We start from the raw sequence: 12,667 nt of genomic DNA on the forward strand, positions 1-12,667 counted from the left end.
TATGTTACTTGAGCTTTTGACTTTTTGGAAGCTTTGTTTCACGCTCTTAAAAAATTTAAAAATTCTCATTTTTATTAGAGACTCCCGCACAAAAAAAGCGGTGTATTTATCCATAAAAATAAGATAAGCACACCGCTTTTTTTGCTATATTATGCAGGAAAAGATGAATTACTTAAGCTGCTTCTTGCTCGGAAGCTACATCGTCTACTGTTTTAATTTTAAAGTTTTTAAAAACAACTGAACCTATAAACCCAGCTAATGCTCCCGCTAGTGCGCAAAGCACTGCACAAATTGTGACTTTCATAGGGTCATTAAACCCAAACATCACTGCAAGTCCTGCGATTGGTGTTGCCGTGCCTGCAGCATCATTTACCAATCCGAACAGAGCCACAACCACACCGGCTAGTGCACCTCCAACAAAGTTTGTAATGTAGATAGGAATCGGATTTGCTGAAATAATATTCGCTTGTGTTAAAGGTTCAACTGCAACTGAAATGGTTGTACGACGATCCCCAATTTTTAATCGATCAAACAGCACATAGTTCATGAAAGAAGAACCAAACACAGCAAGAGCTCCAATCGCCATAGGCAATCCCGTTAACCCTAGCATAGCCGTTAAAGCCATTGAGCTAAGCGGAGCCGTTGCTACTACTGTAATAACTCCCCCTAAAATAATTCCCATCAAAATAGGGCTAGCACTTGTTGTATCTTTGATAATTCCTCCAATATTTAAAAGCGTCGCATCTACAATAGGTGAGAATGCATTACCAATTAATCTTGTTAAAGGTGCCGCAATTAAAATATTCCCTAATAAGTCGAGACCAGCAGGTGCCTTTTTCTCAATAAATTTCACGACAAATGCCATGAGGTATCCCGCAAAAAATCCAGGGAGCAAGCCTAGCCCTGAACATACCACCCCCATCATAAGAGCATATACAGGAGATACTCCTAAAGCCAAAGCAACTAGTGCTGCCGCCGCAACTCCTCCCATTCCTCCTGCAGCCTTTCCAACTTCACCTAAGAATGAAATACCTAGTAAATCTCCTCCTACATATGACTGAAAGGCCTCTACGAGAAACGCAGCTACCGCTCCGCTTGCCAGAGCCCCCATTGCTTTCATGCCATAAGGTGCCTTGTTGCTAAACAACCAAAATAAAAATAAAACTAACAATAATAAACCTGTTCCTTTTAAAATATCCACTGTTGTCTCTCCTCTCATGCTGTTTTCTTTCACATTTGACTCAATCAGTTTTCAAAACTACCATACAAACGGGTTCTTTTCAACTAATATACCTAATATAACGAACGATTACAACATTTATAAATAAAATAGTTCGTATCTAACTTAAAAAACATAAAAAAGGAAGCACCCCTCGAGAGGGATGCTTCCTTTTTGGTTATTCAATTGCAAAAATGTAAGAATATAAAGGTTGATCTCCTTTATGAAGCTCTACCTCAACTTCTTCAAACGTTTCTTCTACAAACGATGTTAGCGCTTCAGCTTCATCGTCTGAGACATCCTCTCCTTGAAGAATCGTAAGGATTTCCGCTTCGTCATCAATCATATAAGTCAATAGCTTTTTTGCTGCTTCTAATTTCTCTGAATCTTTTACAACGATTTTCTTTTCGGCAATACCCATAAAATCGCCTTTGGCTAATTCAAGACCATCAATATTTGTATCGCGAACTGCATACGTTACTTGTCCTGTTTTCACGTGCTGTAGAGCTTCTGTCATTACTTCCTCGTTTTCTTTTAAGCTTTGCTGAGGATTAAATGATAGCAGCGCTGTCATTCCTTGAGGAACCGTTTTAGACGGGACAACCGAAACGTGACTGCCGGCAACAGCAGCCGCTTGGTTAGCAGCCATCACAATATTTCCGTTATTAGGTAAAATCAGTACCTGTTCAGCATTTGTTTCTTCAATCGCCTTGACAATATCCTCCGTACTTGGATTCATTGTTTGTCCGCCTTCAATGACAACCGTTGCCCCAAGGCTCTTGAACAATTCAGCAATTCCTTTTCCCATTGACACAGTAACAATGCCAAACGGCTGTTTTTCAGCCTTTTTCACTGCGGGCTTTTCTTCATCTGAAACAATGCTGCTATGCTGTTCTCTCATGTTTTCAATCTTCATTTTAATTAAACTTCCGTACTGCTGCCCGTAGTTTAACACTTCTCCAGGATGCTCGGCGTGAATATGAACTTTCACGATTTCATCATCAGATACTACAAGCAATGAGTCGCCCCATTTACTTAAGTCTTGACGAAACGTGTCTTCAGAAAATGTTTTAGCTGCAGGCTTATCCTCTTCCAGCCTTACCATAAATTCTGTACAATAGCCAAATTCAATATCTTCTGTATTCATATGGCTTTGCGCATGCTTATGATGCTCAGCATTTACGAGTTCATTCATCGAAGGAGCTGACATGGGTACACCCGGAAGTTTTTCACCTTTTAATTCAGCTAAAAAGCCTTCATAAATTAAAACAAGCCCTTGACCTCCGCTGTCCACTACGCCTACTTCTTTTAACACGGGTAAAAGATCTGGCGTGCGATTTAACGAAGCATTAGCTTCCTTAAGTACTTCTTCCATGAACAGAATCATATCAGATTGCTTTTTAGCAACAGCCGCTGCTTTTTTAGCAGTATCCTTAGCTACTGTTAAAATGGTTCCTTCGATTGGTTTCATAACAGCTTTATAAGCAGTTTCTACACCAAGCTCAAGAGCTTCAGCAAACTCTACTGTTGTAATCGCTGACTTTTGCTCAACCGATTTCGCAAAACCGCGGAATAATTGAGATAAAATAACTCCTGAATTACCGCGCGCCCCCATCAATAAGCCCTTAGATAAAGCTTGACTCACTTGGCCGATGTGATCAGATAGTTTATTTTTTACTTCTTTAGCACCAGACGTAATCGATAAGTTCATATTTGTTCCAGTATCGCCATCTGGTACAGGAAAAACGTTCAGTGCATCTACATAATCTGCATTGTTAGATAGATGCTGGGCTCCTTGAAGCACCATTTCTCTAAACCGCTTTCCGTCCAACGTTGTCATTGACACGAATCTTCCTCCTTAATTAAACGTTCGTTACACGAACACCCTGCACATAAATATTTACTGAATCAACCGTTAAACCAACCGTTTGTTCCAGCGTGTATTTTACTTTTGTTTGCACATTATGAGCAATTTCAGAAATTTTTGTTCCATAGCTTACGATAATGTACATGTCGATATGTACGTCATCCTCTTCTTGTCTTACTACAATACCTCGTGTAAAGTTTTCTTTGCGAAGAATTTCTGTAAGACCATCTTTAAGCTGATTTTTTGAAGCCATTCCGACAATCCCGTAACAATCAACAGCTGCTCCTCCAGCAATTGTTGCAATTACATCTGTAGAAATATCAATTTGACCATACTTCGTTTTCATTTCGATGGACATACTCGTTCCCCTTTCTACTTTCATAGGTTATAAATATTCTACTATAATCAATCTCGTTTTAAAAGAGGCGTCCAGCTTGTCCCTTTTAAAGATGACAGTATTAGGTATCAACTTGTCTTAAAATAAGTAATAGCCCAAGTTATACCTATTTCTACTCTCTATATTATTGAACATAGATTCATTTTATATGTCAAGGAAAATTTCTTGAAAGCTTTTCTCCAGAACTATTGCATTCTCTGTAAGGCTGTGATAAATTAATATAGTATTTCTCAAAACAGAATTGAGTAGTTTTTTTGGTGTTAGGAGGGAAAATCATGGCACGCAAATGTGTAGTAACTGGTAGAAAAGCTCGTTCAGGTAACGCACGTTCTCACGCAATGAACGCTACTAAGCGTAAATGGGGTGCTAACGTTCAAAAAGTACGTATCTTAGTGAACGGTAAACCAAAACGTGTGTACGTTTCAGCTAGAGCCCTTAAGTCTGGTAAAGTTCAACGCGTTTAATCTTTATAATGAAAAAGCACCATATTTTATGGTGCTTCTTTTATTATTCCGGCGTTGTTAATCTTTTTTGAACGAATTAAGCATGACCTTTACGATGCCACCTAAAAACTTTGGAAGTTTGATTGTATAGAATTTCATACTGTCCCTCCTAACCGTCTCCACACTTTATCTCCTTTTAAAGAAAGCCCTATGTCCTGCTCTCATTTTCCATACTTCATCACAAGCAACGTTTATCATTGCTTCTTACCATCATTAATATGCCTTTTGTAAATGAAAAAGTACCTCTTTGTTGAATAAGTTCATTGCTAATACATAAAGTTGAGCCGAGTTCTACTTCATGCTTATTGAGCGGATATTTGAAACCTTCTAGCGTAAGCTCTTTTACACTGCCTGCAAAAGGAACGAATGAAATATAGTGAAACTCCTTTAAACGATCTACATGATAAGTGCCTGGTTCAAACAATTGAATGATATTTTGATTGTCAATCATTTGGACACTCGCTTTCTTTTTTAACCCTTTGTACAGGAGCTGAATGCTTCCAAACATGTGGTCAAGCCTTCCACCTGTTGCTCCAAATATACAAATACTGTCCGGTTTTTGCTCTATTGCCCACTCAAAAGCAAGTTCCAAATCCGTCGCATCTTTTTCCGCAGGATACAGTTCAACATCTTGTAATGCTTCTCTCACTAGCTTAAGCTGCGCATTTGTAATGGAATCAAAATCTCCGAATGCTTTTACGGGCAAAATGTCTTGTTGAAGAAGAAGGAATACGCCGCGGTCTACTCCTACCCACTTTACATCATTTGATTGGTGAAAGGGCGGCATATGTTCATCCGGTCCCCCTGCTAGAATATGAATTTTCATTATGTATATGCTCCTTTTCTATTAAAAAATGAACGAAATAAATATGTTTTCTTTATCCTAAAAGAAAAAGCTGCTGTGTACAAGTTCTACTCGTTGTACACAGCAGCTTTTATTACTTACGCTTGAACAGTTGTGCGAATTTGACTAATTGCGCCAGCTCTGTCTTCTTGATTATAAATAGCTGAGCCAGCCACTAAGACATTTGCTCCTGCTTCCACACATTTTCTTGCTGTTTCTTCGTTAATTCCTCCATCAACCTCTACTTCAATAGAAAGGTGACGAATTTCAATAAGCTGAGAGATTTGCTCAATTTTCGGCAGTACATTTGGAATGAAGTTTTGCCCTCCAAAGCCTGGGTTCACCGTCATTAATAAAATAAGATCGATATCTTCTAAGATATGCTTCACCACGTCAATTGGCGTTGCAGGATTTAAAGCAACGCCTGCTTTCATGCCGTGCTCTTTGATTAATTGAATGGTGCGGTGCAAATGAGTACACGCTTCAGCATGTACCGTTAAAATATCAGCACCTGCCTTTGCAAACATTGGAACGTATTGATCTGGGTTTTCAATCATTAAATGCACATCTAATGGCAGTGTTGTGACAGGGCGTACAGCCTCAACGATAAGCGGTCCAATTGTAATATTAGGAACAAAATGGCCATCCATAACGTCTATATGGATGTAGTCTGCTCCACCTGCTTCAACTTCACGAATTTCTTCAGCAAGCTTTGAAAAATTGGCAGATAAAATGGAAGGTGCGATTTTTGTCATTTTTAATACCTCGGCTTTCTTTGCTTAATTTCCTCAATAAATTGCAAGTAATGTTCGTAGCGATAACTCGGAATTTCTTTTTGCTCGTATGCTTCTTTCACCGCACATTTTGGTTCTTTCACATGCAAGCAACCTCGAAATTTACACTGTTCACTCAAACGCGACATTTCAGGAAAACAATCGGCTAACTCTTCTACTTCTAATGTTAAAAATTCCAGTGAGCTAAAGCCGGGCGTATCGGCTACTAACCCTTCACCAAACGAAATCAGTTCTACATGACGTGTTGTATGCTTTCCTCTTCCAAGTGACATTGAAATATCATTTGTCTTTAACTCAAGCTCTGGTTTAAGCGTATTTAACAGTGAAGATTTACCTACACCTGACTGTCCGGCAATAACCGTTACGCGATCTTCAAATAACGGCTGAATTTGTTCCATGCCTTTTTCTGTGACTGTCGACGTTAAAATGACCTCATATCCTATTTTACGATATTCTTCAGCATATTGCTCGATTTCTTGCTTTTGCTGCTGTGATAAAAGATCTACTTTTGAAATACAAATAATAGGTTCAATATGATTAGACTCCACTAACACTAAAAATCGGTCAAGAAGCATTGTGCTAAAATCAGGTTCAATCGCTGAAAAAACAAGCAGCGCCTGATCAACATTTGAAATAGGGGGACGAACTAATTCATTTTTACGTTCTTTAATTTCAAGTATATATCCTTCAAGCTTATTTTCCGCCTGAAATACTACATTGTCACCGACTAAAGGCGTTACCTTCTTTTTACGAAAAACACCTCGTCCTCGACATTGCGTTACTTGTCCGTCATGAAGAACATAATAAAATCCGCTAAGGGATTTAATAATTCTTCCTTCTGGCATAACCTCACTCCTATCACTCTGGATATTCAACGTCTTTTTCTTCAATAACTTCCCCGTCTCGGACAATTTTATAAGACGCTTTTTCATTTTCATCAACTAAAACATCGAACGATTCTTTTGTTGTTTCAGTAATCGTTAGTTCTTTAGCAGGAACGGACATATCGTTATCTGCATCTTCGATATAAATTTGTACTTTTTGTGGCTTTGGCTTTGGCTTTGGCTTTTCCTCTTCTGTTCCGGTGGCATCGCCTGTTTCCGTTGCGTCGCCTTGTTCCGTGCTTGCTTCCGTTTCAGTCTCTTCTTTATACGGAATAGTCACATCCACTGACACCGTTTGAGGAGCTTTTGGCTCCTTGCCCATTGAGACCGTAATGGTGAGCTTATCACCTTGCTCGATACTCTGCTCCGCTGCAGGCTTTTGAGACATCACAAGACCTTTTTCAACAGTGTCGGAATACGCTGTTTTTACGTCCACTTCAATATCTTCATCTGACGCATAATCTTTTACGCTTTTTTCCGTCCAGCCCGAGAAATCCTTTAATGTAATCTTCGGCGGACCCTTACTTACCCATAGCGTAACCGTTGTATCTTCCGGCACCACTTGTTCGGTTTCTTTAGGCGTCTGATCTGTAATATTGCCTTTTGGTTCTGTGCTTTCAACTTCGATGGATTGGATATCTTTATAATTCTGCTTTTCTAACAGACTTTTTACTTCCGTAAAGCTTCTTCCAATGTACCGGTTAAATGCTTCTTTTTTCTTTCCTGTACTTCGATAAATAATGACATTAGATCCTTCTTTAATAACGTCTCCCGCTTCTGGCATCGTTTTAACCACGTCGCCTTCTTCCACCTTATTATCAGATATATCTTTAGGATTCTTTACTTTAAAGCCTAAAGAAACTAAATCGGTTACTGCTGATTCATAATCTTGATTATGTAAATCAGGAACCTTTACGTCTTTTGGAAGTAATAGAGCCGGAATAAATGTAACGGCGGCTACGCTAGCAGCTGCCAGCAGCAAAAAAATTAAAACAAGCGTTACAATCAGCTTGCTTTTGCCTTTTTTCTTTTTCTTCTTTTTTTTCTTCGGCTTTAACTCTTCTTCCTCTTGTTCTTCGCGCTCTAAGTGAGGCGGTTTTCTCACAGGTACGTGCGTTTCTTCGGATTCAACAAAATCCTCCTTAATAACTGGGATGGCTTTTGTCACTTCTTCATCATCAGGCACCGTAAACCTTTGTTCATTATAACGATTTGGATGAACAGCAGACTGTAAATCCGCTTCGAGTTCTTCGACGGAACTGTATCGGTAAAATGGATCTTTAGTTGTTGCTTTTAATACAACATTCTCCACGCTTTGAGGGATAGATGGATTCCATCTTTTTGGAGAAGGTGTTTCTGTCTGTAAATGTTTTAATGCAATTGACACAGCCGATTCCCCAGAAAAAGGGACTCGACCCGTTAGCAATTCAAATAGGACGATGCCAAGCGAATAAATATCAGAACGCTTATTCGCAAGCCCTCCCCTTGCCTGTTCAGGAGATAAATAATGAACAGAGCCCAAAACAGAATTAGTGTGCGTAATGGTTGTAGAACTTAGTGCTACGGCAATGCCGAAGTCAGTAACTTTAATGGTATCATCATGATCAATTAAAATATTTTGAGGCTTGATATCCCGGTGAATAATTCCGTACTGATGAGCATGGGCAATAGCTGATGTAATCTGCGTCATAATATGTATGGCTTTATCAAGAGATAGTGGTGATTCTTGCAGAATGTATTGCTTTAATGTCATACCCGGTACATATTCCATGATGATATAGTAAATATCTTCTTCTTCTCCAACATCATAAATGCTGACAATATTAGGATGAGCAATACTCGTAGCAGATTGTGCTTCTCGATGGAAACGCTTTATAAACGCATCGTCACTTGCAAAGTCTAAACGAAGCACTTTAATTGCCACATCACGATCCAAAATCATGTCGCGACCTAAATAGACGTTTGCCATTCCGCCTCCACCAATTACTTGCAATACCTTATAACGGTCGTTTAGCCGTCTACCTATTAGCAACACTCTCACCCACTTTCAGATGTAAAGTCCACAATTGCAAGTGTAATATTGTCTTCTCCACCAAGCTCATTTGCTAATTGAATCAGGCTCGTACCCTTTTCGTGAAGTGATGAACTTGTTGATAACGTTTCGCTCAGCTTTTGTTCCGTTACCTTATTTGTCAGTCCATCTGAACATAATAATAATCGATCTTCTTTTTCCACTTCAATTGTTTTTACATCTAAACTAACATTTTCTTCGGTACCTAGTGCTCGCAATAAGATATTTTTTCGTGGATGATGCTCGGCATCTTCTTTTGTGATTTGACCATTTTTTACGAGTTCATTTACAAGAGAATGATCTTCTGTTACTTGTTGAAATCCATATTCATTTGAAATATAGCATCTGCTGTCTCCTATATTACCAATCGCACAAAACGTATCAGCGCATAAAGCAAGTACAACTGTTGTACCCATCCCTTTACACTCTTCATGCTCCTGAGCATACTGATAAATATCTTGATTAATTTGCGAAACATGCGTACGAATCCACTGCGTCGCCTCATCAGGAGACGTTACTTTGTCCGCTTCTTCCCACGCTGTTTGCAATTTTTGAACCGCCATCTCACTGGCGACGTCGCCAGCTCGATGACCTCCCATACCATCAGCCACAATTGCAAGCAGCTGATTGTATTGGTTCAAAAATACCCCTCCGTTATCTTCATTGTGTTGTCTAACTCTCCCTCGGTCTGTCATGAAGACAGTTGCCATACAATCACCTCGTCTCTTCTTTACGCTCCTTCGCACGTAATTGGCCACAAGCTGCATCGATGTCATGACCTTGCTCACGTCGGATAGTCACGTTAACGCCACGCTTTTTAAGCGTACGTTCAAATGCAAAAATCTGTTCACGCGGTGTACGAACATAATCACGCTCAGGCACATAGTTTACCGGAATCAAGTTCACGTGACATTTAACGTCTTTAATCAAATCCGCTAATTCCTCAGCATGCTCTACTTGATCGTTTACGCCTCCGAATAGACCATACTCAAAGCTAATACGTCTTCCCGTTTTATCCGTATAATATTTAATGGCTTCCATCAAATCAGGAAGTTTGTACGCACGGTTAATCGGCATTAAGCGTGAGCGGATGTCATTGTTTGGAGCGTGAAGTGAAATCGCAAAATTGATTTGCATTTTTTCATCAGCAAACTTATAGATTTTCGGAATGATCCCACTTGTCGATACTGTGATATGACGTGCACCAATATTTAATCCATCATCACTATTAATTGTTTTTAAGAAGCGCATCATTTCATCATAGTTATCAAATGGCTCCCCAATACCCATAATTACGACAGAGCTCACGCGTTCTCCTTGTTCATCTAGCGCTTTTTGTACTTTTACTACTTGTGCTACGATTTCTCCAGCTTCTAAGTTACGCTTTAAACCTCCAAGAGTAGACGCACAGAATGTACAGCCGATGCGACAGCCAACTTGAGTTGTGACACAGACAGAATTTCCGTATTCATGACGCATAAGCACCGTTTCAATTGTATAACCGTCATGGAGTTCGAATAAAAACTTCATCGTGCCGTCCCCAGACGTTTGCTGAACAACTGTTTTTAATGTCGTTAATGCAAATTTGTCTTTTAACTGTTCACGTAATCCTTTAGATAAGTTTGACATATCGTCAAAGTCCGTTACGCGTTTAACATATAACCAGTCAAAAATTTGTTTAGCACGGAACTTCTTATCCCCGTGTTCCACTAACCAATTTTCTAGGTCGTGCATTTCTAATGAATAAATAGATGGTTTTTGCGCTTTTTCTTCTGCTTTTGCTTTTCTTTTAGCTACTTCTTCCATTTTTACACCTTCTTCTGTAAACATGCAATATAAAATCCATCGCTTTGTGCATCTGGCAGCAATTGAATTTCACCATGTTTTACGTTTTTTTTAAGCTTTTGCGGCATGCGTGCAGCAAGTGTTTCATCTTTTTGAAAATCAGCATGATCTGCTAAAAATGCTGCTACAACATCCCCATTTTCATCCCGGTCAATTGTACATGTACTATATACAAGGGTCCCACCTTTTTTTAATAAAGGCGCAACCGCATTTAAAATATCTTGTTGAATACGCGCCAGCTGCTTTACATCTTGCTCAGTTTTTGTATATTTCAAATCAGGTTTACGTCTCATTACACCAAAACCTGAGCACGGAGCATCTACTAAGATGCGGTCAAACATTTCTTTATCAAACTGTTCGCCTGCTTTGCGGCTGTCTTGAACCGTCGGCTCAATATTGGTAAGATGCAGACGCTCTGCCTGCTGGGCAATCAGCTTTACTTTATGGTCATGAATGTCCAAGGAAATAACTTTACCACTGTTTTTAAGCTGCTCTGCAATATGAGTTGATTTTCCTCCCGGTGCAGCACAGCTATCTAAAATTAGCTCTTCTGCCTCCGCACCGAGCGCATGAGCCACTAACATAGAGCTTTCATCTTGAACGGTAAACATTCCTTCACGAAATGCTTGTGTATGAGCTGCATTTCCTTTTTGAACTTCTAGCGCTTCTTCTACAAAATGGCCTGGTTCTACAACAATACCTTCTTTTTCAAGCGCTTCTTTTACTTCATTTTGCGTAAAGCGTGCACTGTTTACTCGGATTGTTTGTTTAGGGGCCATTAAATTAGCTAAACAGATTCCGCGTGTTTTGTCCAATCCATATTGTTCCACCCAGCGTTTTACAAGCCACAATGGATGACTCGTTTCAATCGCCAACCGCTCCACAGGATTTTGTATTTCTTCTAAAGAAGGCGTGCCACTGCGCTGAATATTTCGTAAAACGCCGTTTACCATTGAGGCAATTCCTTTGTGGCCGCGTTTTTTAGCAATTTCTACTGCTTCATGAAGGATTGCCCGGTCAGGCACTCGGTCTAGATATACCATTTGGTAAAGAGATAAACGAAGCAGCACTCGCACCCAAGGCTGTAGTTTTTTTGGATTTTTCAAGAAAGGCGCTAACCCATAATCTAACGTATCACGTCTTTGAATCGTTCCATACACAATTTCCGTTAACAACCCTGCATCTTTTCCTTGAATGCCGCGTTTTTGTATACTGTTATTTAACAATAGATTGCTGAATGCCTGATTTTTTTCAATAGCTAGTAAAATATCTAAAGCTATGTCTCGAACGTTGTACTTACTCATTGACATCCCCTAATACTGTTCCGACTTCAACGGATGTACCTCGTAAATACTGCGCTGCATCCATACGTTTTTTTCCAGCCGGCTGAAGTTCCGTCACTTTAATAGCTGTTTCATTTCCAGTTGCTACTATAAATCCATCCTCTTCAAGTGATAAAACGGTACCTGGTTTGCCTGATGCAGATACTTTCTCACCCCACCAAATTTTCATGACCTGACCGTCTGCTGTTGTATAAGCAACCGGCCAAGGGTGAAGTCCGCGGATATGATTATAAATTTCTTCTCCTGTACGAGCCCAATCAATTTTCTCTTGTTCCCGCTTAATGTTTGAAGCAAATGTCGCTTCGTCATCGTTTTGTTGAACCGGCGTAATTTCACCTTTTACAAGAGAAGGAATGGTTTCTGAAAGCAGTTTTGCACCAGCAGCGCTGAGTTTATCATGAAGCGTGCCAACGTGATCACGTTCTTCAATCGGAACTTCTACCTGTGTTAAGATATCACCTGCATCTAATTTTTCTACCATATACATAATTGTAACACCAGTTTTCGGCTTACCTTGTAGAATTGAATAATGAATCGGCGCGCCTCCGCGCAGTTCAGGTAACAGAGAAGCATGCACGTTAATACAGCCGTATTTAGGCGCTTCTAAAATAGGGGTTGGTAAAATTTGACCAAAAGCCGCTGTTACAATTAGGTCAGGCTCATACGCTAATACTTTCTGATATTCTTCTTCTAAACGAATCTTTTCTGGCTGCAGTACAGGTATTTCATGCTTTAACGCCTCAACTTTTACTGGAGGAGGTGTTAATACGCGCTTGCGTCCTTTTGGTCGGTCCGGCTGTGTAACCACTGCGACCACTTCATATCCATCTTTAAGTAATGTTTGTAAAACCGGCACTGAAAAATCCGGTGTTCCCATAAATACGACTTTCATCGTGTAAA

Annotated in this window: 13 protein-coding genes; 1 reads left to right on the forward strand and 12 read right to left on the reverse strand. The window is 39.8% G+C overall.

The features are described from left to right. Positions 1-172 precede the first annotated feature (172 nt). From MMB68_RS02390 to MMB68_RS02400, 3 genes are all read right to left on the reverse strand, one after another. Positions 173-1,201 carry a PTS sugar transporter subunit IIC gene (locus MMB68_RS02390; RefSeq protein ID WP_016765419.1) on the reverse strand — a complete coding sequence of 343 codons (1,029 nt, stop codon included), beginning with the start codon at positions 1,199-1,201 and terminating at the stop codon, positions 173-175. 196 nt (positions 1,202-1,397) lie between these two features. Beyond that, positions 1,398-3,065: a DAK2 domain-containing protein gene (locus MMB68_RS02395; RefSeq protein ID WP_221812618.1), complete on the reverse strand. Its 1,668-nt coding sequence runs from the start codon at positions 3,063-3,065 to the stop codon at positions 1,398-1,400. A 16-nt stretch (positions 3,066-3,081) separates the two neighbouring features. Continuing rightward, on the reverse strand, positions 3,082-3,444 hold the full coding sequence (locus MMB68_RS02400) for an Asp23/Gls24 family envelope stress response protein (RefSeq protein WP_013058913.1): 363 nt from the start codon (positions 3,442-3,444) through the stop codon (positions 3,082-3,084). Positions 3,445-3,758: 314 nt separating this feature from the next. Between MMB68_RS02400 and rpmB the strand changes: the two genes are divergently transcribed. Beyond that, positions 3,759-3,947 carry a 50S ribosomal protein L28 gene (rpmB, locus tag MMB68_RS02405; RefSeq protein ID WP_013058914.1) on the forward strand — a complete coding sequence of 63 codons (189 nt, stop codon included), beginning with the start codon at positions 3,759-3,761 and terminating at the stop codon, positions 3,945-3,947. Positions 3,948-4,004: 57 nt separating this feature from the next. On the opposite strand, the gene spoVM is transcribed toward rpmB, so the two are convergent. The 9 genes from spoVM to fmt all read right to left on the reverse strand — a co-directional run bounded on the left by spoVM (position 4,005) and on the right by fmt (position 12,659). Then, a complete protein-coding gene (spoVM, locus tag MMB68_RS02410) occupies positions 4,005-4,085 on the reverse strand; it encodes a stage V sporulation protein SpoVM (RefSeq protein WP_016765421.1) in 81 nt (26 codons plus the stop codon). A 79-nt stretch (positions 4,086-4,164) separates the two neighbouring features. Further along, a complete protein-coding gene (locus MMB68_RS02415) occupies positions 4,165-4,812 on the reverse strand; it encodes a thiamine diphosphokinase (RefSeq protein WP_221784470.1) in 648 nt (215 codons plus the stop codon). Positions 4,813-4,928: 116 nt separating this feature from the next. Then, complete coding sequence (gene rpe, locus MMB68_RS02420) at positions 4,929-5,585, reverse strand: ribulose-phosphate 3-epimerase (RefSeq protein WP_013084822.1); 657 nt, start codon at positions 5,583-5,585, stop codon at positions 4,929-4,931. Between the two features lie 2 nt (positions 5,586-5,587). Then, positions 5,588-6,469: a ribosome small subunit-dependent GTPase A gene (gene rsgA / locus MMB68_RS02425; RefSeq protein ID WP_028410790.1), complete on the reverse strand. Its 882-nt coding sequence runs from the start codon at positions 6,467-6,469 to the stop codon at positions 5,588-5,590. A gap of 13 nt (positions 6,470-6,482) precedes the next feature. Next, positions 6,483-8,540: a Stk1 family PASTA domain-containing Ser/Thr kinase gene (gene pknB, locus MMB68_RS02430; protein WP_346780472.1), complete on the reverse strand. Its 2,058-nt coding sequence runs from the start codon at positions 8,538-8,540 to the stop codon at positions 6,483-6,485. A 5-nt stretch (positions 8,541-8,545) separates the two neighbouring features. Next, positions 8,546-9,289 (reverse strand): Stp1/IreP family PP2C-type Ser/Thr phosphatase, encoded by a 744-nt coding sequence (locus tag MMB68_RS02435; RefSeq protein ID WP_277447156.1) that lies wholly within the window; start codon positions 9,287-9,289, stop codon positions 8,546-8,548. Positions 9,290-9,293: 4 nt separating this feature from the next. Further along, entirely contained in the window at positions 9,294-10,385 is a 1,092-nt protein-coding gene (rlmN, locus tag MMB68_RS02440; RefSeq protein WP_013084826.1) for a dual-specificity RNA methyltransferase RlmN, read from the reverse strand. Positions 10,386-10,387: 2 nt separating this feature from the next. Continuing rightward, positions 10,388-11,728, reverse strand: a complete 1,341-nt coding sequence (rsmB, locus tag MMB68_RS02445; RefSeq protein WP_277548152.1) for a 16S rRNA (cytosine(967)-C(5))-methyltransferase RsmB — start codon at positions 11,726-11,728, stop codon at positions 10,388-10,390. Continuing rightward, positions 11,721-12,659, reverse strand: coding sequence for a methionyl-tRNA formyltransferase (gene fmt, locus MMB68_RS02450; protein WP_221812620.1), 939 nt, complete (start codon positions 12,657-12,659; stop codon positions 11,721-11,723). The genes rsmB and fmt overlap by 8 nt, the downstream gene beginning before the upstream one ends. Between the last annotated feature and the right edge of the window lie 8 nt (positions 12,660-12,667).

Origin of the sequence: Priestia sp. Y58, assembly GCF_029522095.1 — a bacterium.
Classification (GTDB): domain Bacteria; phylum Bacillota; class Bacilli; order Bacillales; family Bacillaceae_H; genus Priestia; species Priestia megaterium_E.

What these genes read in the sequence shown, in the direction of transcription:
- MMB68_RS02400 (WP_013058913.1), bottom strand. Translation starts at nt 3,444, where the DNA reads ATGTCCATCGAAATGAAAACGAAGTATGGTCAAATTGATATTTCTACA.
- rpmB (WP_013058914.1), top strand. Translation starts at nt 3,759, where the DNA reads ATGGCACGCAAATGTGTAGTAACTGGTAGAAAAGCTCGTTCAGGTAAC.
- spoVM (WP_016765421.1), bottom strand. Translation starts at nt 4,085, where the DNA reads ATGAAATTCTATACAATCAAACTTCCAAAGTTTTTAGGTGGCATCGTA.
- MMB68_RS02415 (WP_221784470.1), bottom strand. Translation starts at nt 4,812, where the DNA reads ATGAAAATTCATATTCTAGCAGGGGGACCGGATGAACATATGCCGCCC.
- rpe (WP_013084822.1), bottom strand. Translation starts at nt 5,585, where the DNA reads ATGACAAAAATCGCACCTTCCATTTTATCTGCCAATTTTTCAAAGCTT.
- rsgA (WP_028410790.1), bottom strand. Translation starts at nt 6,469, where the DNA reads ATGCCAGAAGGAAGAATTATTAAATCCCTTAGCGGATTTTATTATGTT.
- MMB68_RS02435 (WP_277447156.1), bottom strand. Translation starts at nt 9,289, where the DNA reads ATGGCAACTGTCTTCATGACAGACCGAGGGAGAGTTAGACAACACAAT.
- rlmN (WP_013084826.1), bottom strand. Translation starts at nt 10,385, where the DNA reads ATGGAAGAAGTAGCTAAAAGAAAAGCAAAAGCAGAAGAAAAAGCGCAA.
- rsmB (WP_277548152.1), bottom strand. Translation starts at nt 11,728, where the DNA reads ATGAGTAAGTACAACGTTCGAGACATAGCTTTAGATATTTTACTAGCT.
- fmt (WP_221812620.1), bottom strand. Translation starts at nt 12,659, where the DNA reads ATGAAAGTCGTATTTATGGGAACACCGGATTTTTCAGTGCCGGTTTTA.